General features: G+C 65.1%; 24 protein-coding genes. 23 read left to right on the forward strand and 1 reads right to left on the reverse strand.

The annotated features are described in order from the left end of the window. Window position 1: 1 nt before the first annotated feature. The 23 genes from ACQCSX_RS04415 (at window position 2) to ACQCSX_RS04525 (ending at window position 19731) form a co-directional block, all read left to right on the forward strand. Window positions 2-376 carry a capsid cement protein gene (locus ACQCSX_RS04415; RefSeq protein WP_427017864.1) on the forward strand — a complete coding sequence of 125 codons (375 nt, stop codon included), beginning with the start codon at window positions 2-4 and terminating at the stop codon, window positions 374-376. 63 nt (window positions 377-439) lie between these two features. Then, a complete protein-coding gene (locus ACQCSX_RS04420) occupies window positions 440-1297 on the forward strand; it encodes a major capsid protein (RefSeq protein ID WP_427017865.1) in 858 nt (285 codons plus the stop codon). A gap of 112 nt (window positions 1298-1409) precedes the next feature. Then, on the forward strand, window positions 1410-1793 hold the full coding sequence (locus ACQCSX_RS04425) for a hypothetical protein (protein WP_427017866.1): 384 nt from the start codon (window positions 1410-1412) through the stop codon (window positions 1791-1793). A 3-nt stretch (window positions 1794-1796) separates the two neighbouring features. Further along, window positions 1797-2288 carry a hypothetical protein gene (locus ACQCSX_RS04430; RefSeq protein WP_427017867.1) on the forward strand — a complete coding sequence of 164 codons (492 nt, stop codon included), beginning with the start codon at window positions 1797-1799 and terminating at the stop codon, window positions 2286-2288. Between the two features lie 4 nt (window positions 2289-2292). After that, window positions 2293-2760 (forward strand): phage virion morphogenesis protein, encoded by a 468-nt coding sequence (locus ACQCSX_RS04435; protein WP_427017868.1) that lies wholly within the window; start codon window positions 2293-2295, stop codon window positions 2758-2760. Next, window positions 2760-3341, forward strand: a complete 582-nt coding sequence (locus tag ACQCSX_RS04440; protein ID WP_427017869.1) for a hypothetical protein — start codon at window positions 2760-2762, stop codon at window positions 3339-3341. The genes ACQCSX_RS04435 and ACQCSX_RS04440 overlap by 1 nt, the downstream gene beginning before the upstream one ends. Before the next feature lie 67 nt (window positions 3342-3408). Then, entirely contained in the window at window positions 3409-3660 is a 252-nt protein-coding gene (locus ACQCSX_RS04445; RefSeq protein WP_427017870.1) for a hypothetical protein, read from the forward strand. Between the two features lie 2 nt (window positions 3661-3662). Then, a complete protein-coding gene (locus tag ACQCSX_RS04450; protein WP_427017871.1) occupies window positions 3663-5117 on the forward strand; it encodes a hypothetical protein in 1455 nt (484 codons plus the stop codon). Window positions 5118-5131: 14 nt separating this feature from the next. Further along, on the forward strand, window positions 5132-5536 hold the full coding sequence (locus ACQCSX_RS04455; RefSeq protein WP_427017872.1) for a hypothetical protein: 405 nt from the start codon (window positions 5132-5134) through the stop codon (window positions 5534-5536). A 192-nt stretch (window positions 5537-5728) separates the two neighbouring features. Beyond that, window positions 5729-6265 carry a hypothetical protein gene (locus tag ACQCSX_RS04460; protein ID WP_427017873.1) on the forward strand — a complete coding sequence of 179 codons (537 nt, stop codon included), beginning with the start codon at window positions 5729-5731 and terminating at the stop codon, window positions 6263-6265. Between the two features lie 38 nt (window positions 6266-6303). Beyond that, window positions 6304-6447 (forward strand): hypothetical protein, encoded by a 144-nt coding sequence (locus ACQCSX_RS04465; RefSeq protein WP_427017874.1) that lies wholly within the window; start codon window positions 6304-6306, stop codon window positions 6445-6447. A gap of 31 nt (window positions 6448-6478) precedes the next feature. Beyond that, a complete protein-coding gene (locus tag ACQCSX_RS04470; protein ID WP_427017875.1) occupies window positions 6479-9814 on the forward strand; it encodes a phage tail protein in 3336 nt (1111 codons plus the stop codon). Between the two features lie 5 nt (window positions 9815-9819). After that, on the forward strand, window positions 9820-10479 hold the full coding sequence (locus ACQCSX_RS04475) for a LysM peptidoglycan-binding domain-containing protein (RefSeq protein WP_427017876.1): 660 nt from the start codon (window positions 9820-9822) through the stop codon (window positions 10477-10479). A gap of 4 nt (window positions 10480-10483) precedes the next feature. Continuing rightward, the gene (locus ACQCSX_RS04480) at window positions 10484-11803 is read left to right on the forward strand and encodes a CHAP domain-containing protein (protein WP_427017877.1); all 1320 of its coding nucleotides are present in this window, start codon (window positions 10484-10486) and stop codon (window positions 11801-11803) included. Window positions 11804-11807: 4 nt separating this feature from the next. Beyond that, the gene (locus ACQCSX_RS04485) at window positions 11808-12212 is read left to right on the forward strand and encodes a hypothetical protein (protein ID WP_427017878.1); all 405 of its coding nucleotides are present in this window, start codon (window positions 11808-11810) and stop codon (window positions 12210-12212) included. Beyond that, window positions 12209-12466 carry a hypothetical protein gene (locus ACQCSX_RS04490; RefSeq protein WP_427017879.1) on the forward strand — a complete coding sequence of 86 codons (258 nt, stop codon included), beginning with the start codon at window positions 12209-12211 and terminating at the stop codon, window positions 12464-12466. The genes ACQCSX_RS04485 and ACQCSX_RS04490 overlap by 4 nt, the downstream gene beginning before the upstream one ends. A 42-nt stretch (window positions 12467-12508) precedes the next feature. After that, complete coding sequence (locus tag ACQCSX_RS04495) at window positions 12509-14086, forward strand: hypothetical protein (RefSeq protein ID WP_427017880.1); 1578 nt, start codon at window positions 12509-12511, stop codon at window positions 14084-14086. Between the two features lie 33 nt (window positions 14087-14119). After that, complete coding sequence (locus ACQCSX_RS04500; protein ID WP_427017881.1) at window positions 14120-14638, forward strand: hypothetical protein; 519 nt, start codon at window positions 14120-14122, stop codon at window positions 14636-14638. After that, window positions 14635-15498, forward strand: coding sequence for a hypothetical protein (locus tag ACQCSX_RS04505; protein ID WP_427017882.1), 864 nt, complete (start codon window positions 14635-14637; stop codon window positions 15496-15498). The genes ACQCSX_RS04500 and ACQCSX_RS04505 overlap by 4 nt, the downstream gene beginning before the upstream one ends. Then, a complete protein-coding gene (locus tag ACQCSX_RS04510) occupies window positions 15498-15839 on the forward strand; it encodes a hypothetical protein (RefSeq protein ID WP_427017883.1) in 342 nt (113 codons plus the stop codon). Before ACQCSX_RS04505 ends, ACQCSX_RS04510 begins: the two co-directional genes overlap by 1 nt. Before the next feature lie 45 nt (window positions 15840-15884). Continuing rightward, entirely contained in the window at window positions 15885-16217 is a 333-nt protein-coding gene (locus tag ACQCSX_RS04515; RefSeq protein ID WP_427017884.1) for a hypothetical protein, read from the forward strand. Beyond that, window positions 16214-17344, forward strand: a complete 1131-nt coding sequence (locus ACQCSX_RS04520; RefSeq protein WP_427017885.1) for a baseplate J/gp47 family protein — start codon at window positions 16214-16216, stop codon at window positions 17342-17344. Before ACQCSX_RS04515 ends, ACQCSX_RS04520 begins: the two co-directional genes overlap by 4 nt. Before the next feature lie 29 nt (window positions 17345-17373). Then, the gene (locus ACQCSX_RS04525; RefSeq protein ID WP_427017886.1) at window positions 17374-19731 is read left to right on the forward strand and encodes a right-handed parallel beta-helix repeat-containing protein; all 2358 of its coding nucleotides are present in this window, start codon (window positions 17374-17376) and stop codon (window positions 19729-19731) included. Here ACQCSX_RS04525 and ACQCSX_RS04530 read toward each other — a convergent pair. Next, on the reverse strand, window positions 19728-21809 hold the full coding sequence (locus ACQCSX_RS04530; protein ID WP_427017887.1) for an acyltransferase family protein: 2082 nt from the start codon (window positions 21807-21809) through the stop codon (window positions 19728-19730). The genes ACQCSX_RS04525 and ACQCSX_RS04530 overlap by 4 nt on opposite strands. Window positions 21810-21821: the final 12 nt, after the last annotated feature.

The raw sequence follows: 21821 nt of genomic DNA on the forward strand, positions 1-21821 counted from the left end.
CATGCCCAAGAACACTGCCATCCCCTACTTCGCCGCCGGGCCCTTCACCGGCACCCCCACCGTCGATGTCACCGGGAAGCGCTTCGTGAAGTACGCCACCGGCGGCAAGGGCGGCGCCCCGAAGATCGCCAAGGCCACCGCGAAACTGGCCATCGCGGGCGTCGCCGCCCACGACCAGACCGCCGGTGTGCCGGTCACGGTCGAGACCGACGGTGTTGTCCCCGTGACCGCCGGTGAAGCCATTGCTGCCGGCGACCAGATCGCCGCCGGCACGGACGGTGTGGCCATGAAGGTCACCACCGGTGACGTCGTGGTCGGTGTGGCTGTTGCCGACGCCGCGATCAACACTGACGCTCCCATCCGGCTGTCCGTCTAACCCGGCCCCTGAAACCCCCGAGAGACTGAGAGAAACATAGTGGGAAATTACCCAGCTGGAAACGTGGCCATCAACGTCGCCGACTTCCTGAACAACCCCTCCCGCGTCGAGCGCGTCATCCGCGACCTGACGAAGGACAAGACCATCGCCGACTATGGCTTCGCGCAGGGCGATGCCAAGGGCGGTGCCGTTGTCTACTCCGAGCTGCTCGGCCTGCCCGAAGACGGCGCCCGCGACGTGGAAGTCATCGCCCCTGGAGCGAACTTCCCCGGCGTGGACCTGCCCGAAGAAGAGGAAAAGGCCGACAAGGTCGCCAAGTACGGTGGCGACACGTGGATGACCTTCGAGGCGCGCCGTCGAAATGAGACCGACACGCTCGACAAGCGCATCAAGTACCTGACGAACCTGATCATCAAGCGCGTCAACAAGGTCTGCGTCAATGCCCTGGTCGGCAACGCCAACATCAACAAGGTCACCTCCTCCGGTGGCTGGGATGATCCTGATGTGGATGCGCTGGCGGATATTTTCCTGGGCAAGGCCAAGATCGACGACGCGGAGATGGGATATTCGGCGAACCTGGTCCTGATCAACCCGATGGACGCGCAGAAGTACCTGCTCGGTGTCAAGTCGATCCGTGAGCAGCTGCCGCGCGAATCGAAGGACCTGAACCCGGTGCTGTCCGGTGACCTGTCGGGCCTGTGCGGGGTTGAGTGGATCAAGTCGGCCGCTGTCGCCCAGGGCAAGCTGTACGTCCTGGATCGTGGCCAGGCCGGCTCCGTCCGTGATGAGGAGGGCGGTGTGAAGACCAACGTGTACGACGAGCCGAAGAACCAGCGCGTGTACATTCAGGGCTGGCGTTCCATTGTCCCGATCATCACGGACCCGAAGGCCGTGACTGAGATCTCCGGCTTCGACGCCTAGGATCATGGCCGTCAAGCGTGGCGGGGCACCCGTGGTACCCGCTCCACTGGCTGATGCTGGTGGGGCGGGTGCCGCCGCATCCCCCGCAGAAGATGTTCTTCCCCTGACCGGTGTGGCCGAGAGTGAGGCCAACGCCGACGGGCTGCAGGGCGACAGCAGCACCGTGGACCTACTCACGGAGGTTATGGGCGCCGTGGCCGGCAGCGAGCACACCAGGCCGATAGTGGACCGGCTGGCCGCTTTGGCCGCACTGACCGGTGCGCCCGAACCACTTCCCGAAACCTCCGCGCCCGTGGTTGAGGTCGTGGCCAACGGCATCGGCGTCCACTGGCCCGACGGCGACCAGCCGCTGGTGGCTGGCGTGGTGGCGTTCAGCGTGTTCCAAGCACGGGTGGGCGGTCGCACCATGCAGGCCTACCAGGGCCAAACCGTTCACGCCACCGAGGCTGTCATTGCCCGCGGTGTACGGCTCGGCGCACTGGGCAGGACGGCCTAACCCATGGCTGATTCCCAGCCGCTGACGTGGGGTGTCACCGTGGCCGACGTGGCCGCGCTGGCACCCCACATCGGGACCACCAACACCCAGACACCCGCCGACCCGGCCTTCGGGGCTGGGAAGAAGATCACCGAGGCGGACATCCTCAAATGGATCGTCCAGGTCTCGGCCGAAGTCGACCTGCGCCTGCGCGCCCGCTCCGCCCTCACTGGTGACGACGCACAGTCCCGGATCGGAGCCGCCGCGGCCACCGTGGTAACCAACGGTGCCGGCTCCTACTTCGTCGCCGCGGCGTTCCCGATGAAGGCCGGGATCAACGACCAGGCGTCCTACTCGGCCGAGCTGTGGAACCGGTACCAGTCCGGGCTTGCCGCGCTCGAAACCGTCCTGCACGAGTGGGTGGACGAGGCCGCGGCCGCCCCGGCACCGGTGGGCGCGGGCACCATTGTCGCCGCGTTCCCCGCGGCCCGGTTCACCGACGACATGGTGTGGTGAGCCCATGGCACAACTGACCATCAACACCCCCGGAGCGGACGCATTCGTGCTGGTCCTAGACCGGTTCCGGCAACAGCTCGCCAACGCTTCCCCGGCGTTCGAGGCGATGGCCGACCACCAAGCCCTGATCAACAAGAAACAGTTCTTCAGCCACGGCGCCTACGGCTCCGGCGGGTGGGCGCCCCTCTCCCCCGCCTATGCGACGTGGAAGGCACACCATTTTCCTGGCCGCGGCGTCCTCGAACGCACCGGGGACCTGCGCGAATCCCTCACGGACCGCCCCTTCGGCATCGACGAAATCACCGACACGAAAATGGTCATCGGCACCGGCGTCGACTACGCCCCCTACCACCAGAACGGGACCAAGAACATGCCCGCCCGGCCCCTCTTCGGAAAAACCACCAAGGAGGACACGAAAGTGTTCGCGAAGATCCTGCACTCATGGATCGTCAAAGGGGAGGCGAGGATCTGATGCTCGGCCACGAAGGCGTCATCCGTGCCCTGTGGGGGCGGGTATGCGCCGACTACCCGCCCATGATCGCCGCCCTGTCCGAAAGCCTCGGCCTGGGCCCGGACGGGATCCCAACCCCGGCGGTGGAGGACATCCACGCCAACGACGTCGACGTCGTAGCGATCGGCCACTACCCGGCGGTCATGATCGTCCAAGACGGGACGGGCATCAACCAGTCCACCCGGCAGACCGGGGCCAACGGGGCATACGACGAGTACAGGTTCCGGTACCGGGTCAAACTGATGATCTACAACACCGGTACCGACTACGGGCCCACGGAGCTGCTGCGCAAGCGGCTGCTCCTGGCCCTGCGCATGACCCTGCTCTCCCGCAAGATCCTCCACGACGACGGCTCCGAGTCCGCCGTGGTGGACTCGACCTACCTGCGCGAGTCCTTCAGCGAACTCGCGTCCGACGGGACAGGGCAGCTGCTCGCCGGCGCGTATCTGGAGATTGAAATCGCCACGACGGAACGCCTCACCGGGCACATCAGCCAAGACCCCACCGAGCTGGCCCCCGTCGTGCACCCGGCACTGGGCTGACCGGGGCAGGTTGACCGACACCATGCCCGTCCCACACGCCCCCACGGTCCCCGGCCATGGTGCGGGTATGAGCGAGAAGCGAAGGGTCCACAATCCCGGCCCGCATGAGGTTGTTTTCACCCGGGCCGGAAACGTGCTGCCCGGGTTCACCAGCGCCCTGGCAGACCCGGAGGACCCGGTGACCGCCCGGCTCCTCGTCAGCGGGGCCCTGATCCTCCCGGACCTCCCGCCAGCACCGGCACCGGACGAACCCCCATCGGCACCGGTCCGGACCCGCAAACCCACCAAGACCACCGACGCACCTGAGAGCGGAGCATAACCATGGCCAATATTGGCGTCGAAGTAACCACCGGGCTGCGGTCCGGGCCCTCCAACACCGGGGCGCCCACCGGGCTGCTCCACATTGGCGGCCTGACCGAACGCGGCCCGGCCACCACGTCCCTGTCCGTGGCCTCCCTGGCCCAGTACGAGGCCCGGTACGGGGCCCGCACCGCCTACGCAACGACCATGTACGACACGGCACGGCTGTTCTTCGAAGAAGGCGGCTCCCAGCTCGTCGTCTCCCGCGCCGTCGGCCCCGCCGCGACCAAGGGATTCCTGGTGCTCAAGGACTCCCTGGCCGTGGACACGGCGAAACTGGAGGCCGTGAACCCCGGCGCCTACTCCACCGGGCTGAGCGTCACCGTCACCTCCGACGCCGGGGATATGTTCAGCGTGACTGTCCTTGACGGCAGCAGCCCGGTCGCCGTGTTCCGCAACCTGGAATCCGTGGCGGAACTCGTCTCGGCCTCGACCGCGAACACGTCCATCAAGGTCACCGACCTGGGCTCGGCTTCCGCAGGCCCTGCCGCGAACCCCGTCGCGCTCACCGCAACCGCACTGTCCGCCGGCACGGACGACCGTGCCGGCGTCAACGCAGCCGCGGTCATCACGGCCCTGGCCACCGCTGAGGAGGCCGCTGCCGGCGGCGCCGTGGCCGCGCCCGGTTTCAGTGCAGACATCATCGGCACCGCACTCCTGGCCCATGCCGCAGGGGCCAACAAGGCTGCCCTATTGGCCACCTCCGCAACCTCGACGACGGATGAGGCACTTGTGGAGGCGGCCGCCCTGAATGCCGACGTGAACGGATCCTACGGGGCCCTTTTCTACCCGCACCTGATCATCCCGGACGGCTCCGGCACCCGCACCATCAGCCCCGAAGGCTACATCGGCGCCGTGCGCGCCCGCGCGTTCAAGGAGACCGGGTTCTGGCAGGTCCCCGCCGGCGACCGGGCCCGCACCCAGTGGGTCATCGGCACCGTCACCCCCGTGAACGTCGAGAAGAACAACGCCCTCTCCGAAGGTCTCGTCAACGGGATCGTCACCACCAACGGGCGGGTGCGCCTGTACAACTGGACCTCGCTGGCGGCCGACCGTGACAACCTGGCACTGCTCTCGGCCCGGGACGTGCTGAACAACCTGACCGTGCAGGTCAAGGCCGCCCTGGAACCGTACGTGTTCGCGACCCTGGACGGGCGCGGCTGGCTGCTGAGCCATGTTGAGTCCGCTATCGAATCGGTTCTGGCACCGGTGGCCACCGCGGGCGGCTTCTACCCGCGCACCGACGACGGCGAAGAGATCGACCCCGGCTACTTGGTCCGGGTCGACACCACCAACAACACCCTCGACACGGGCGCCTTGAACACGGTCATCGCCGACATCAGCGTGCGCCTGTCCCCGACCGCGGCCCTGATCAAGGTCGAAATCGTCAAGGTCGCCCTCGCGGCAGCCCTCTAAGAAAGGTTTGAACCATGATCTCCACCAAGAGCGAATTTCTGGTCACTGTCGCCGGCATCCCGGGCACGTGGCGGACCTTCTCCGGCGGCGGGTCCACCGCCTCCTACAACCGCGACTACACCGGCGGATCCAAAACCGCCCGGTTCCTGACCGGCAAGCCAGAATTTGAGGACATTGCCCTGGTCCGCACCTACGACCCCGTCGTGGACCAGCCCTGGATCAACAAGCTGCGCAAGGTGGTGGGCCGGCACAACACCACGGTGACGAAGCAGCCCACCGACGCGGACTTCACCAAGGTTGGCAAGCCGATCACGTTTCCGGGCTGCCGGCTGATCGGGTTGAAGGAGCCGGACACGGACGCCGCGTCCGCTGATGCGTCCGAGGTGACGCTGACGTTCGCGAATAACGGCCCGGCCTAACAGCTTCCCCGCCACGGTTTGATTGGCTCAACCGTGGCGGGGAAAACCCCGTGTGGGGCGGTGTGACCTCTCGTTCGGCCTGCCTAAAGCGCCAACACGTCACCCGTCCCACACCCATCCCCGGGGCGTGGCGATTCTGTGGGTACGCCCCGGCACACGGCCAGCGGCATCCCCGAGCCAATGAGGACCACCATGACTGACACCATCTTCGGAACCCCCGCCGCCAGCGACTCCAGCCCGGCCATCGTGCACCATGCCACCCCCGCCTCTGAGGCCAAGCCGGTCCGCCTGTCGCTGCTGGACGAGCTCGCCGCCGAAGCGGGCAAGGAAATCACCGAAACCGTCCGCTACGCCATCGACAACCGGCCCGGCTGGTCCGCCGAATTCACCACCACCATCGAATCCACCGACTTCAAGCGGTACCAGAAGAACGCCCAGGGCAAGAAGAAGAATGCCGTCGACGCTGACCCCATCATTTTCTCCGGCCAGCCGCTCGTGGAGCGCAATACCGGCATCTTCAAGAACGACGAGGCCGTCTTGGACGGTGACGGCGACAACCTGGTCTTCGGTTCCATCGAGTTCCGGGCCATGTTCCCGGCGTCCACGTCCGCCGTGGACGCGGCCCGACTGTTCATCGGTGACGGGAAGCTGATCGCCATGGGCAACGCCCTCTACACGCAGGCCGGGTACGGGGAAGAGGCCACCCAGCTGGACCCTACCAACGCCTAGCGGCATGGCTGGAGAACGACCCCCGGTTCCGGGACGCCGTGACCATCGCCCACGAGCTCCGCATGGACCCGGTGGCCGTGCTCCACGAAACGGACCCCACCCATAAAGCTGTCCGACTGGCCGCCACCAATGTCCTGCTCAAGCGCCGGGCCAAAGAAAACGCCAACCAGGACCGCAAGTAACCACTGAACCAGCAACAGAAGGAGGGGCGGGGTGTCCACCAACGAAAGCGTAGTCCTCACCGCAGAACTACGCGACGAGGCCACCGCGCCCCTCACCGCGCTGGAACGCCGCGTCATCGACACCACCCGGACCGTCCAGCAGGGCGCCCAGGCCCAGGCCCGGGCCACCGTCACGGCACAAACCCAGATCATGCAGTCCCTGGACAACTCGGGCAATGTGATGACCCGGACGCAGCGCATCATGCAGCAGGGCGGCAGCGCATCGGCGGAGGCCTTCACCGCTGCGGGCCGCCGGATCTCCGGATCCGCCACCGGGGTCGGCCGGGACATGGCCGCCATGGCGACGGCGGCAGGGACGGCCTCCGGGCGGACCTCCGCCGCCGTCGCCGCGGCCGCCGGCCGGATCCGGGACGAGCGGGGCCGGTTCATGTCCGCCGGGCGGGACGCAGGCGAGGCGGCCGGTGAAGGCGTCTCGGAGGGCATGACCACCAAAATGTCCGGCCTCTCCGGGAAGCTCAAGGGCCTGTTCGGCGGGGTGATCGCCGCTCTGGGCATCCGGGAGCTCGCCTCCCGCGCCAACGAGGCCGTCAACGCGTTCTCCGAGCTGGAGGACTCGACCGCCGCGGCCGGGGTCGTGTTCGGCGACTCGATGGGCTCCATTATTGCCCAGTCGAAAACGGCGGGCGCGACACTGGGCCTGTCCGAACAGCAGGTGATCAACGCCGCGAACACGTACGGCACCTACGGCAAGGCCGCAGGGTTGTCCGGGGCGGGGCTGGCGCAATTCTCCACCGGCCTGACCGGCCTGGCCGGTGACATGGCCTCCTTCAAGGGCACCACTGTTGAGCAGAGCATCGAGGCGATCGGGGCGGCCCTCCGCGGCGAAACGGAACCAATCCGCGCCTATGGTGTGATGATCGACGACGTCGCCATGCGTGACGAAGCGCTCCGGCAGGGGCTGATCGCGACCACCAAGGATGCCCTGACCCCGCAGCAGAAGATCCTTGCCGTGCAGGCGCTGATCTACAAGCAGACCGCCGACGCGCAAGGCGACTTCGCGCGCACCTCAGACTCCACCGCCAACGTCGCCAAGACCCTGGCTGCCGAATCGGAAAACCTGTCCGCGAAAATCGGCACGTTCCTCGCCCCGGCATTCACCGCTGCCCGGCTCAAGGCCCTCTCCGCTGTGTCCGGGATTTCCGGCTTCCTGGACAAGGTCTCGGCCGCGCAGGCAGTCCTTGCCAGTGGTGGAACGAACAACGACATCGGCAAGGCCCTCGGCTTGTCTGGCCCGGCCCTGAAAATCTTTGATGAAGGCCTCGGGTCGATCCGCGCGTTCTTCGCCGCTGTCAAAGACGGCGGCGAAGAAATCACGTCGTCTGGCATCGCGGGCACGTTCGAAGGGCTAGGCGTGGCTCTGCGCAACACCTTGGACGCGGGCGCGAAAGTCGCCCAGTGGCTCTGGGACATGCGTGCCCCCATCGGCATCATTGCCGGGCTGATCATCACGGCCCTGATCCCGCACTGGGTCGCCCTCGGCATCGAAGCACTCAAAAGTGCCGCACAGCAGGTCACTGCTTGGGCCATGACCCGAGCCGCCGCGCAGAAGGCCGCGTTCGCGCACTCGATCGCTGTGACGGCCATGGTCGCCGGCTGGGTGCTGATGGGTGCCCAGGCCACGATTCAGGCCGTCAAGATCGCCGCAGCCTGGGTGATCGCGATGGGCCCGATCGCTTGGCTCATCGCCCTGATTGTGCTGGCCGTCGCCGCACTCGTCGCCGGGTTCGTCTGGGCCTACAACAACGTCGAATGGTTCCGGGACGGGGTCGACGCAGCCCTGAAATGGATCGGTGAGGCCGCCCGCAACGTCGCCGACTGGATCGTCGGCGCCTGGAATAACGTCGTGTCGTTCTGGCAGACGAACGTCATGCCCGGCCTGGCCGCACTCGGCGATTTCTTCGGCACAGTGTTCACCGAGATTGGTCATTGGTTCCGGGATTTCATCGGATTTTTCGTTGACGGCTGGGGCATGCTGGTTGATTTTTACAACGGCGTGCTGTTTCCGATCATCGACGCCGTGGGCAAGGTCTTTGCGGCCGTGTTCGACTGGGTCAGCCGGCTGGTCTGGAACTTTGCCACCATCGTGGTGGCCATTTTCCTGAAAATTGTGGACCTGTGGAACGGCGTCCTGTTGCCTGCCCTCCAAAATCTGGGCAAATGGTTCTCCGACATCTTCACCTGGATTTACGACACCATCATCAAGCCCTACATCGACCTGTGGGTCGGCGCCTTCCACATGGTCGTCGATTTCTGGAACGGCGTGCTCATGCCCGCCCTCCAGGCCGTGGGGGACTTCATCAACACGGTGATGACGTGGATTTACGCGACGGTCATCAAACCGGTGGTGGATCTCGTGGTGGGCGCCTTCCAGGGGCTCGTGGACTGGTGGAATAACACCCTGCTCCCTGCCTTGCAGGCCGTGGGCGACTTCATCGGCTCCGTCATTTCCTGGATCTACGACACCATCATCAAGCCCTACATCGACCTGTGGGTCGGCGCCTTCCAAGGGCTCGTGGACTGGTGGAATAACACCCTGCAACCGGTGATTGATGCGGTGGGCAAATGGTTCTCCGACGTCATCGGCGGCGCCATCGACGGGGTCAAAGGCTACATCGACGGGCTGGTCACGAACTTCCAGACCTTCATGTCCTTCGTGCAGGACAAGCTCCAACCCGTCATCGACGGAATCCGGGCAGCCTTCCAGCTGGTGGCCGACGTCATCGGGGACGTGCTGGGCAAAATCGGCGAATTCGCCAACAACCCGTTGGGCGGCATCCAGGACTGGCTCGGCATCAAAAAGGACGGCAACGGCCAAGGCGTCATGCCCGGGGCCAGCGGCGGTGCCAGCGGCGGTGCCGTGTTCTCCGGCGGCGGCATCCTCCCCGGCTACGCGCCCGGCAAAGACACCATCCCCGCCCTGCTCTCCAAGGGTGAGGGGGTGGCCGTGCCCGAACTGGTGCGCGCCATCGGCCCGGCAAACTTCATGGCCCTGAACCACCTGTACTCCGGTGGGCGCACCCCCGGCGCCGGGCCAGCCCGCGCCACCATCTCCGCCCTCGTCGGCCCGTCCCCCGTGATCCATGCGGCGGGTGGCGCCGTCACCCCCGGACTGGGCGTGTACAGCAGCGGCAGCGGTGGCGACTCCTACAGCACGAACAGCTCACACACCACCCAAGTGACCATCTCCGAAGGCGCAGTCCAAGTCATCGTCGAGGCACGCGACGGCGAGCTCACCCCCGCCGGCCGGGACGACCTGAAAGACGCCATCATCGAAGTTTTCGAAGAGATCAACAGGAAGAGCTACTGATGGTTGTGAAAGTCATCGTCCCAGCCCTGCGGACCGGCAAGGCCATGGTTGTGGTCAACACTCGCGGCGGCAAATGCGTGCTCAATTCCACCCCGCCCGCGTTCTCCTACTCGGAAAACCCCGAATTCGGGGAACTGCCCCGCGAGGGGTTGAAGACGTTGACCCGGATGACCGCGCCCGGGCTGCGCACCCTCTCATTCGCCCAAGTCGTTGCCTCCGATGACTGGGCCCAGCCGCTCGACGGGGCGCTGGCCTGGTTGCGGCGCACCAATGCTGCCGGCGACCGGGTTCGCTTCACCGGCGGATCCACCGAGTTTGAGGACGCGTGCTGGTGGCACATCCGCGACCTGCAGATCGAGGTCACACAGCGGGCCGAAAACAACCAGCCCTCGCGTGCGACCGTGTCGTGGCAGCTTAAGGAGGCCGTCGATGTGACGGCGAACCTGGCCAAAGCCCGGCCCGTTCCGAAGGCGCCGGTGGCGCAGCCTGCGAAGGCGCCCGTGCTGCGCACCCACCAGGTGGTCTCCGGCGACACGCTGTGGGGCATTGCCGCCCGGTATTTGGGCAATGGGGTGCGGTGGCCGGAAATTTTCCAGCTGAACGCCGGCATTATTGGCAACCCGAACCTGATCTTTCCCGGCCAAGTTTTTCAGATTCCGGGATAGGGCCATGGCAACCACCTTGGAAGGTTCCCGGCTGCTGGGCGTGAAGGTCATCGGCGAGAGCCTGAGCGCCGATCTGGTCGAATCGTGTGCGGCGGCGTCGTTGTCGGCGTCCACGTCGCAGGTCACAGAGCTCGCGTTCTCGTTCAACGACGACCCGGACCTGCGGGTTTTCCGGTCCGGGATGCTCTCCCAGGGCGCGACGGTCACCTATGGGGGCTGGGTCGGTACGGTTCAGGACGTGGGCGTGCGGCCCGGCCCGCTCGGCCCGGTCATGGAAGTCAAGGCCCCGTCGAAGTATGTCACCGCGTTGCGGGCCCAGACGGGCGCCGCGAACTGGGGCACCGCGGACGTGTCCGCGTGGGTGGGCGACCGGGCCACCGAGGCGGGCATGGACACCATCATCCAACCCGGCCTCGGGAGCAAATTGATTGTCCGGGCCAAGCCCGACGGGCAAACGTCCGACTCCACCTGGGATGTGATTACGGCCCTCGCCACGGAGGTCGGCTGTTGGGTGTTCGAATACGGGTCCATTCTGGTGTTTGCCAAGCCGTCGTGGCTGGTCCAGCGGCCCGGGCAACGGTACTGGTCGCTGGTGTGGAGCAGCTGGGACAACTACAGTGCCGGGCTGGCGGGCATGCCCGTCTACAGCAATCGTGGCAGTTCGGCGCCGCGGGAAACCATCACGTTCCGGCTGGTCTCTGCCGATGCTGACACGATCCGGCCCGGGGACCCCGTCATTCTCTCCGGCACCGGTGCGGGGCCCATGCGCGGCACGTGGATTGCCACGGCGGTCGGGTTTCCGCTGCACCGTGCCGGCGAGGTGAGGGTCGATTGTGTTCGTCCGCTGGATCCGGCACCGCAGCCTAAGGACACCCCCGCCCCCGCCGCGTCGGCGGGCAGTGCCGCTGCATCTGGTGGCGCGCCGGCGGGGTTGGCGGCGGCTGTGGACAGGTACGTCAACACGGTGAACGGGCAAACGGTCGACATCGACGGCGCCAACGGCGGCCAGTGCGTCGATTTGGTCGCGCACTACACGCTCCAGGCCATCGGTGGCGGCAATGTCTTCGGCAACGGCAAGGACTGGTACACCAGCCCCACGGCCCTGGCCTCGTACACGCAGATCAGTGCCTCCGCGCCCGCGCAGAAGGGCGACGTCGCCTGTTGGGGGCCAGCGTGGGGTGGCGGGTACGGGCATGTGGCCATCGTGCTCGAAGATTTGGGCGGCAGCCTCAAAACCCTGTCGCAGAATCCCGGCCCGGCCCACATCATGACGCTGGGCAAGGACGGGCTGCAAGGCTACTTGCGACCCACGACGTGGAGGTGACGGCGTGAGTGCATGGGCCGACGGGATACTGGCCAGGGTGCTGCCGCTAGCTGTCAGCGTCTACGAGACGGGCCGGCAACGCGACATGGACCCGGCGGCCGGGCAGAGGCCGGTGCTGCACGTTGCTGAGGCGGTCGGAATCGCGTGCGCCGCCCACGGCATCTACCTGCCCTTGACCGATACGGCACTGGCTGCCGTCGCAGCCCGGGACGGGGCACCGGCGGCAGCGCCGTGGGGGCGTGGCGCCATCGTCGTCTTGGCTGATGGCCGGGTGGGCCTGACCGCGGGCCGCGGCGCCGTCATCGAATCCGCTGGGGAATCCCTGGCGATCATCCGCACCCCCGAGCCCGGCCGCTACGTGGCGGCCTGGCAGATTCCCGGGGCCCAATACTGGAAGGCAGAACCGTGAGTGCATTGCAGGACATGATGCGTAGCAGCAACCGCACCCCACAAGGCGGGTCGAACCAGGTGCCGGCGCTCTGGCGCGGAACCGTCACCCTCGTGCAGGACGGGCGCGCCTGGGTGCTCATCCCGCGCCTGCTTGGCAATGCCGAGGCCGGGCCGCTGCCGTGTGTGGGCCCGGCCCCCTCAGTGGGGGCGTCGGTGATCATCGGCGCCATCGAGGGCCGCTTGGATGATCTGATCGTGTTGGCCGCCACCTAGCCCCTCCCCCACACCGGTGCCTGTACGGGCGATGGTGCGGGTATGGCTGTTGAAACGACCCCGCGGCTCGGGCTGAAAAAGTATACGGACGGTAGCGACGAACACCCTGACCGGGCCTCGTTCAACGCCGGGCAGGACATTCTCGAGCAGTTCGTGGCGATCGCGCAGAAGGGCGACCTTGTTGCCCGACCGGGCGCGGGTATCGCGAACCGGTTCTTCTACGACACCACGGGTAAGCGCCTGTACTTTGACGACGGCGCCGCATGGGTTGATCTGAACCCCAACGGCGGCGGCGGACCGGGTTCGGCCGTGGTGGTTGCTGGTACGGCGGTCGAGGGCGTCTCTGTGCGGGCGGCCCGCGCCGACCACACCCACAATCTGGCCCTCGCCACGCAGACAGTCGCCGGAGCCCTCTCGGTAGCAGATAAGAAGAAGCTCGACGAGGCATCGGCGGCCGCCACACCATTGACGCTGGTCAGGCTTGATGCCGCGGGCCGGGCCCAGGTTGCTGCCCCGGCCGTTGCGGCGGACATCGCCCCTAAGTCCTATGTGGACGGCCAAGTAGGCACTCGCGCCCTGTCGACCCACGCCCATGATGCCGGGGATGTGACGACGGGCGTGCTGGCCGCAGCCCGGCTCCCAGCAGCCACCCAAACAGCCGCCGGCGCCCTGTCCGCGGTGGACAAGAAGAAGCTCGACGCGGCCAGTTCAACACCGACGGCCAATACGCTCGTCATGCTGGATGCGAACGGGCGCACTCAGATCGCCGCCCCGTCAGCGGCAGCGGACGCCGCCAACAAGTCCTACGTGGACGGGCAGGTTGGCACCCGCGCCTTGGCTGACCACAATCATGACGGGTCCGACCTGACCTCGGGTACCGTCCCGGCAGCCCGGCTCCCTGCAGCCACCGGGTCCGTGCAGGGGGCCATGAGCCCAGCCGACAAGGCGAAACTGGACGCGGCAACCGCACTGAACACGGGGAGTACGGTAGTCATGCGCACTTCGGGCGGCGATACGGCGTTCCGCCGGGTCACGGCCGTGGACCAGCCCAGCGCCGTTGACCATCTGACCCGCAAAGACTACGTGGACACCCAGGTGGCGACCAAGGCGGACGCCGACCATACGCATGCGGCTGCCGACACCACCACGGGAACCTTCGCCCCAGCCCGGCTCCCCGCCGCCACGCAGACAGCGGCCGGCGCCCTCTCGGCAGTCGATAAGAAAAAGCTCGACTCCGCGTCGTCCTCGTCGGCGCCGTCCACACTCATGATGACGGACACCAACGGACGCTTCCAAGCCGCGGCCCCCTCCGGCGGCTCCGACGTCGCCAACAAGACCTACGTCGACGCCCAGGTGGCGAAACTTCCCACGGCGATGGCGCGCGGCGTCATCACCACAGGGCAGATCAGTGCCGGCGGCGGGACCGGGCCGAAAAGCATCACCTTCCCGGCCGGCCGGTTCACCACGGCTCCTGATGTCCTGCTCAGCTCCAACAACTCCCGCGTGAGCTGCTCCTACGCCTCTGTCACCACGACTGGCGCCACACTGACCGGGTCCAACTGGACCACTGTCGCCTCCCCCGCCGACACCGAAATCACGTGGGTGGCCGTCCAGTGGTAGCCCAACACACCAACCCAGAACAGGAGCGCCCTTGTGAGCGATGAAGTGATCATTGCCCTGATCTCCACCGTCGGCGCGATCATGCTGGCCGTTCTGGGCATGCTCGGGAAGCAGACCTTCGACACGGGCCGGATGAAAAAGGACATTTCGGCCACAAAGGTGGACATGGCCGCCACAAAGGTCGACGCGTCCGAAGCCCACCGGCTATCGAAGAAGACCGAGAACAGCATCAACAACCGCCCCACCAGTGTTTCGGACCGGCTGGACGACGTCATGACCGCCGTGGAAGCCGTCGCCACAACCCAGGAATCCCATGGCAAGAAGCTCGACGAGCAGGCCCGCACCTTGGTCGAGCAGGCCCGCATCCTTGGCGAGCACCGCAAGGACATCCAAGGCATCCGGGAGGACAACTTGGCCACCCGCAAAGACCTGGGGCTGCTGCATGGCGAGGACCGGGCACTGCGCGCCCAGATCGCCGAGCAGGCCCAGGAAACGGCCCGACTCCGGACCGACTTCAACACCTACCCAACCCCTGAAAGGAGCAACCGATGAGCTATGACAAAGCGGCCATGGCACGCTTCGCCGACTATGCGATAGCGAACTGCAACGGCAGGCTGGTCGACCTGGCCGGCCGAACGTTGAACGTTGACGGCCGCTACGGCTACCAGTGCATGGATCTGTGGATCTGGATCCGCTACCGACTCGGATTCACCGACAACCTGCCCACCCCGGATGCCGCCAGCGTCTGGGAACTCAACTCCCAGCCGGGCCTCAACCTGTGGAACTACTGGGACGCGATCACCCCGGACCAGTCCACCTACCCGGGCGACATCGGCATCATGAACAGGGCCTTCTTCGGCAACGGTGTCGGCCACATCTTCATGATCGTCGCCGACCTGGGCGCCAACATCCGGGTGCTGGAACTCAACGGGCTCGGCGACGGGTTTGAGGACACCAGCGGCGGCCAGCACGGATCCCCGGCCCGCATCCACGACTGGCCCAAAACCTACCTCTACGGCTACCTGCGATGGATCGGACCCGCTCCGACCATCAGTGGCCAATCCAACGCAATCGACCCCATCCAGGAGGATGACATGACCCCCGAAGACCGCGCCAAGCTCGAGACCACCCTCGGCAAGGTCCAGACCATCATCGGCATGCTCGACAACATTGCCGGCGCCGTCAACGAGACGCCGGGCAAGACGCTCGCGAAGGCAGTACCGCGTGCCGGCGGGACGGGGGACACGTCCCTGGGCCTGTTCCTCTCCTACGCTGATGCTGACCGGGCGGCCACCGTCTCCAGCATCAAGACCGCCCTCGCGGCCCTGCCTGCGAAGGACATTGCCTCCGCGATCCCCTCCGGGATTGCCCAGCAGGTTGCCGACGAACTCGCCAAAAGGATGGCATCCTGATGGATCAGCTCGCACTCGTCATCACTGCCCTGCTGACTGTGGCCTCGCCGCTGGCCATTGCCTGGGTGAAGGACCCGTCCTGGTCGAAGGTGGCCAAGGTGGCTGTGCCGGTCGTCGTCTCGGTCGTCATCGGTCTCGGCTACGCGATCTCCACCGGGGCATTCCAAACCGGGGCGGACACGCTCGGGGTAATCCTCGGCGTTTACGGCGCCCAGCAGCTGGCCTACACCACGATCATGCGATGGTGGGCGACGGTACTTGAACAGCGCGGCCAGCAGCCGGCAGCCGATGATGAGCCGGAGCATCGCGCCGTCGAGGAAACCCTGCCCAAGGCCAACTAGCGCCCCTTCCCCCACTGTCAGCCATGCCCCCACCACACTGGGGGCATGGCTGACGGCGTAATATCGTTTCCTTTCCGGGTCGACCGGCAAGGCCATATTGCTGTGGCCGGACACGGGACCGACCGTGAGATAGACGAAGCCATCGCCGTCCTCACCCTCACCCTGCTGGGCGAACGCCCCATGACCCCGGCCTTCGGCATCCCCGACCCCGCCTTCTCCGGACTGCACCCGGGCGATGTGCAGGTGGCATTGGACGAGCACGGGCCGGCCGGGGTGACCATCACCTCGATCGCGCAAGAACCCCTCAATGATTTGCAGGCCGTGGCGGCGATCCGGTGGCAACGATCCGACGACACGATGGAGACCAACCAGCGATGACCGACCAGCCCATTGACGCGCCAGAATACGAGAATCTCCGGCTGCTCCGCTACGGTACCGAACCGGACCTGGTCGCCGCCGCCGTGACCTATGCGCAGGCTGCGCTCCCGCAGTGGCAGCCACGCGCCGGGAACACGGAGATGGTGTTGCTGGAGTCCATGGCCCTGATTCTGGGCGTGAACGTGCTCGCCGTGCAGATGCTCCCAGGGCAGGTTGTCGAACAGCTCATGACACTGTACGGGGTGGCCCGGGACCAGGGCAGCCCGGCCAAGGGCAGGGTCCGGTTCACCGTGACCAACGGCAACCCGATCCAGACGATCCCGGCCGGCACCCGCCTGCGCTACACGCTGGAAACCACCGGCGAAACAGTGGACTTCCTCACGACGGAACCCCTGCAACTGATCACCTCCGAAACGTTGGTGGGCGAGGTGAATATCGTTGCCGCAGTACCGGGTGTCCAAGCCAACGGCCTGCCATCCGGCATGACCGTTGACGTCGTGGGCGTCCTGCCGTTCATCGAAACCGTGGTCCTGGCCACGGCGGTTTCCCAGGGCACTGGTGTCGAGTCCGATGTGAGTTTCCACTCCCGGGCGGCGGCCCTGCTGTCGCGGCTGACGACGACCCTGGTGTTGCCGGAGCACTTCCAGTACGCGGCCATCGCTGACCCCGTGGTGGGGCGTGCCCGGGTGCTGAACTTGTTCGATCCTGCCAGCCCGGAGGCGACTGCTCCCGGGCATGTCACCGTCGCCGTCACCGACGCTGCCGGGGATCCGCTGGAAGCGCCGGCGTCGACGGCCCTCGCCGCCGCGCTCAAGGCCCAGGCGTTGGCGTCCTTGCAGGTCCATGTGATCGACCCGGCCTACACCACCGTGGACGCCGCAGTGACAGTGCGGGCCGCTGCGGGGTTTACAGCGGTACAGGTCCAGGCATCCGTAACCGCTGCCCTGACCGCATGGCTGGACCCCACCCGGTGGGACTGGGCGCCGGTGGTGGGCCAGTACGCGATGGTGGCCAAGATCGCTGCGGCCCCGGGCGTGGCCGAAGTAACCACAGCCCCGGCCAACATCCCTTTGCCCGGGGCGGCTCCGCTGCCGCGTCCGGGCACGTTCACCGTGACCGTGCTCTAAACAATTCTTGACAGATCGAAAGGACCATCATGGCAATTCAGCTAAGACGCGGCACCGTCGCGGAATGGGCGCTCTATGACCCGGTACTCCAGATGGGCGAACCCGGATTCGCCACAGACACCCGTGAGCTGAAGATCGGGGACGGCGTCAGCAAGTGGGAGTCCCTGGAACCGGTCCAGCTGGACGCAGCACTTGTCACTGCTGTGGTGGGTGCAGAAGTTTCCGCACAGATTGACCCAAAGATCTCCCTGGCAGAGGAGGCCCGGGCCGGCGCCCAAGCGGCGCAGGCTGCGGCCGAGGCCGTGCCCACCACGAATGACGGCATCACGGCGGGTCTCATCGGCACCCCCGCCAGCGCCACGGCCGCGGCGCTTAATGCCACTTATGGCCTATCCCTCAGTGTCAAGGAGAAAGGCGCTGTAGGCAACGGAATTACTGATGATACCGCCGCAATCCAGTCAGCCATTAACTCCGTCTCCGCCTTAGGAGGCGGTGAGGTATGGTTCCCGGCTGGAACCTACAAGACAACATCAACACTAAACGTGACAAGCAGCGGAGTTACTCTTGCCGGCTCTAAGGGGACTGTTGTCCAGCCCGCCTTGCCCGTAGGTGGCACGGGCATCCGGGCGTATGGCACCAAGCAGGTAGCCACAACCGCCGTGACAGCCAAGGCAGCAGCAGGGGAAAGAACCCTCACCGTGGCAGGAGTGCTGGCAGTCGGGAACGTCCTTGTGGTGCGGTCCGCCACGGAATCGTTCAACAATGATCGCGACGTCTACAAGAAAGGTGAGATGGCAGTAGTGGCCAGCGTAAGCGGATCAACTGTCACGCTGGAAACCCCACTCCGAGACAGTTACGACCCTGCCCTAGGAGACTTAAGCGTAGACGTACTGACCATGATCAAGGACTTTACAATCCGCGACCTCACCATCAGGATGGGCGGAACAGGGCTGGCTCAGATTGGAGTTGAAGGCAAGTATGTCCGAGGTCTACGCTATGAGGGGATGCGCGTATTCAAGGCCGCACGTCAAGGCATTACCGCTGATACCTGCCTTGACGTTGCAGTTATCGGTACGCACTCCGAGGGAGCGGATGAGCCAGGTATGGCTTATGGGATCATGCTGGGTGGATGCTCTAACGTCACCATCACCGGAAACACGGGCCGTCGCAATAGGCACAGTATCGAAGTGACAGCCAACAGCCCACAGCCAATGTCGAGGGATATTACCATCACAGGAAATGCGGTAACAGCTGACCTGTCAGCGGGGATCTCCACCCATGGGGGCACTGAAAACGTATTAATCGCCAATAACGCCGTGTCTATGTGTGGCGGCGGTATCGTCTCTCGTGGCGCTTATACAACCGTCAGTGACAACACTGTGGTTACCGCGCCGAACGGGTCCAGTGAGAGCTATATAATTCCTCTAATGTTCGGGGATGACGGCGCTCATCCGTGGGGCAGCGGCCGAGCCGGGGACCACCTAATTGTCTCCAATAACAGGTTGATCTATGTCTCAGGTGGCGACCCTGCTCCTATTCCGGCGCTAAAAGTAACTGCACCGCTGATCAACTCGGTAATCGAGGGGAACGTGCTCTCCGGTTTCACTGCACACGGCATCCATCTTCAGGGGAATTGGAACGACGGTATACAGATAACGGGCAATCTGTTCGAGGGCGCCGGGCAGCCTCCCGGAGTTGCCGGGAGGTACGGCATCCTTATTGCACCTCGGACACCATCTGCAACGTCCTGGACAAAGAGTTTGACGGTGCAGGGAAACCAGTTCCTCGCCCTGTCCTATGGCGCGATGCAGATTATCAGCTCGACCGCCTCAGCGGCACCTTCAAACGGAATCCGCTTCCTGAATAACTATGTTGAGTCTCCGACGTACGGAGTTGTCCTGGCAACGGGTGGATCCTTCGCTGACGTGGCTTTTATGGGAAACATCTTCGCCACGGCACTGTCGGATACGGCGATGCTGGCAGTATTCGGAACACTGAACAACGCGGTCGTAAAGCTCAATAACTCTTTGGGCGGGGCAGCACCGGCAAACACATGGGCCGCTCGGCAAACGTTCGCAGCGTCTCCGGCGCTTGCGAACAATATTCCACTAGTTGGCCTGGATACGTCTGGCAACTCGTCGGAACTTGTCCAGCTGTCTTCTGCCGGCGTGATGTACTTCGGCCCATCTGGGCCGCTGCCAACTGTCTTCCGGACGGGCAGCGGCGGTACCTTGAGGTTGCGTTCAGGGAGCGCGGACTCCATCGTTGTCGGCACCAACACGGTGGGCTTCTATGGGGCTTCTCCGGTTGCCAAGCAAACGGGAGTTGCAGTTACCCCCGAAGCAATCCACGCCGCTCTCGTCTCCCTTGGGCTAATTGCGGCTTAGCGACAAGAAAGCTTAACGCCAGCCGACTGCATTTCGAGCTCTAAGTAGTTAGCCAGCGACTTGGAGAACGTGGCTGTCATATGGTTACTGTCCCTGTAGACCAGCACGTTCCCCAGTACAGACTGGCAGTCTCCGGATCGGCAGAAGTACTTAGTCATGTCTAGGAAATGGACTTGGTTGAGTCCTTCTGCCGCTTCTTTCTGGGGTTCATCCTTTAGTGCTTTGCTTTGAGGAAAACTGCAATCAGCGTCCGATTTGGTATCCACGCAGGAGGGCGGATCTGACACGCCACCGAACGACGGCCGCGGAGTGTCGGCTAGCGCAACGATCGGAATCGTTGAGGACGACCACCGTTCGCGTAAGCCGTCGACGGCCGATTGGTAGGTCGTCTCCCCGGAATCGGCCTGGTACTTTGCGGTAGACACCGAAGAGGTAACGATCAGGTCGTAGTCGCCAGACAGGATCGTCCTTGAGACTTCAGCGTTCCAAGGGGCGCAGCTGCGCTGGAACGACGTCGCCTCGGTAAAGGCGCAACTTGACTTGAGATAAGTAGTAACGGACCACCCGCGCTTCTCGGCGAGCCCCTCAAGAGCGCCCAACCATTGCCCTGCATGCGAGTCTCCGACTAGGGCGACCTTGTAGGCGTCGGGCGATTGGGAGCCGAACGTGCAGGTCATGGCTTCGGCGCGGGTCGCTCGCTGCTGGCAGCCCGCTCCTGCCACGTCCGTGGATGCGATGACTGGGTCCGGGTAGAGAATCCCACCTGAGGCGCAGTCTTCACCGGAGGCCAGAACATCGGCCCCAAAACACTGTGGAGGGTTGGACGAAAACTCGTCCAACTGAATGTTGGCAGCTTCTGAACGGTTCTGGCTGATGAACATGGTCACTCCGCCGAGAATGCCGACGGAAACCATAGCTGCAGCGATGCCCACTAAGATGCGTCCATTGTAGCGGCGGGCCTTGCAGCGGTTTCCCTTCTCGACCCGGAAACGATCCTCCACAAAGATCTTAGTGAGCCAGGCCAGCGCGACGCTGACCAGGACGATACCGGCGGCCAGCGTCATTGACAGCCCAGACCCCTTTCCGCCCACGATGATGGGTCCGAGCACTATCAAGGGCCAGTGCCATAGGTAGACGGAGTACGAGATGTCGCCAAGGAACTGGACGGGGCGAAACTTGAAGATCGCAGAGGGACCCCAAATCGTTCCCGGAGCGCCACCCCAGATGACGGCCGCCGTAGCGAGAACGGGAAGCAACGCGGTGTAGCCCGGGAAGGGCGTCGCGCCGGCGTATGTCACGGCTGCCAGCGCGATGCCCGCGAGCCCGGCCCAGCTGAGCGCTGAGCGTATCCATGCGGGTCCGCCGCTGGTGCGCTGGAGTGCGAGGGCAAGGAGCGCGCCGACACCGAACTCCCACACGCGAGTGGGAGTGATGAAGTATGCGTCCGCAGCGCTACTCCAAGTAGCCCAGACGGAGTATGCGAATGATGCGGCGGTGACCGTGGCGATGCTTGTGATCAGGACCTTGCGAGCGGACCAGCCGTAGTGCTTTGCAATGGTGATAACGCCGAGGATGAGCAGCGGCCAAACGGCGTAGAACTGCTCTTCTACTGAGAGGGACCAGAAGTGCTGGACGGGACTAGCGCCCGAGTCTGCTGCCAGGTAGTCCACCGAGTTCGCTGCCAAGGTCCAGTTCTGCACATAGAAAGCGCTGCTGACAAGCTGCACGCCCACCGACCCCCATGACGTCTGCGGAACAACCGCCAGCGTGAGGATTGCAACAAAGAGAAGTACTAGTAGGGACGCCGGCAGCAGCCGCTTCGCCCTGCGGACGTAGAAATCACGCAAGCGAAGCCGCGGGGTCGCGGACATACCTCTGACTAGGTGGTCGCTGATCAAGTAGCCCGAGATGACGAAGAAGACGTCCACGCCTACGAACCCACCGGTCAGTTTCTGCGGCGCCAAATGGTAGACAACCACGAGAGCCACAGCCAAGGCCCGGAGAGCCTGTATTTCCGGCCGAAAAGCGTGATGCTTTTGCTTCCGGGCGCGACCAGTCGAAGGCAGTGTTGTAGTCAAAAAATCCCCCAG

Origin of the sequence: Pseudarthrobacter sp. P1 (genome assembly GCF_050156935.1) — a bacterium.
In the GTDB taxonomy this organism is placed as follows: domain Bacteria; phylum Actinomycetota; class Actinomycetes; order Actinomycetales; family Micrococcaceae; genus Specibacter.

Bases quoted from the DNA above. Each gene is read 5' to 3' on its own strand.
- ACQCSX_RS04415 (WP_427017864.1), top strand. From the start codon at position 2: ATGCCCAAGAACACTGCCATCCCCTACTTCGCCGCCGGGCCCTTCACC.
- ACQCSX_RS04430 (WP_427017867.1), top strand. From the start codon at position 1,797: ATGGCTGATTCCCAGCCGCTGACGTGGGGTGTCACCGTGGCCGACGTG.
- ACQCSX_RS04435 (WP_427017868.1), top strand. From the start codon at position 2,293: ATGGCACAACTGACCATCAACACCCCCGGAGCGGACGCATTCGTGCTG.
- ACQCSX_RS04440 (WP_427017869.1), top strand. From the start codon at position 2,760: ATGCTCGGCCACGAAGGCGTCATCCGTGCCCTGTGGGGGCGGGTATGC.
- ACQCSX_RS04445 (WP_427017870.1), top strand. From the start codon at position 3,409: ATGAGCGAGAAGCGAAGGGTCCACAATCCCGGCCCGCATGAGGTTGTT.
- ACQCSX_RS04450 (WP_427017871.1), top strand. From the start codon at position 3,663: ATGGCCAATATTGGCGTCGAAGTAACCACCGGGCTGCGGTCCGGGCCC.
- ACQCSX_RS04455 (WP_427017872.1), top strand. From the start codon at position 5,132: ATGATCTCCACCAAGAGCGAATTTCTGGTCACTGTCGCCGGCATCCCG.
- ACQCSX_RS04460 (WP_427017873.1), top strand. From the start codon at position 5,729: ATGACTGACACCATCTTCGGAACCCCCGCCGCCAGCGACTCCAGCCCG.
- ACQCSX_RS04480 (WP_427017877.1), top strand. From the start codon at position 10,484: ATGGCAACCACCTTGGAAGGTTCCCGGCTGCTGGGCGTGAAGGTCATC.
- ACQCSX_RS04495 (WP_427017880.1), top strand. From the start codon at position 12,509: ATGGCTGTTGAAACGACCCCGCGGCTCGGGCTGAAAAAGTATACGGAC.
- ACQCSX_RS04505 (WP_427017882.1), top strand. From the start codon at position 14,635: ATGAGCTATGACAAAGCGGCCATGGCACGCTTCGCCGACTATGCGATA.
- ACQCSX_RS04510 (WP_427017883.1), top strand. From the start codon at position 15,498: ATGGATCAGCTCGCACTCGTCATCACTGCCCTGCTGACTGTGGCCTCG.
- ACQCSX_RS04515 (WP_427017884.1), top strand. From the start codon at position 15,885: ATGGCTGACGGCGTAATATCGTTTCCTTTCCGGGTCGACCGGCAAGGC.
- ACQCSX_RS04520 (WP_427017885.1), top strand. From the start codon at position 16,214: ATGACCGACCAGCCCATTGACGCGCCAGAATACGAGAATCTCCGGCTG.
- ACQCSX_RS04525 (WP_427017886.1), top strand. From the start codon at position 17,374: ATGGCAATTCAGCTAAGACGCGGCACCGTCGCGGAATGGGCGCTCTAT.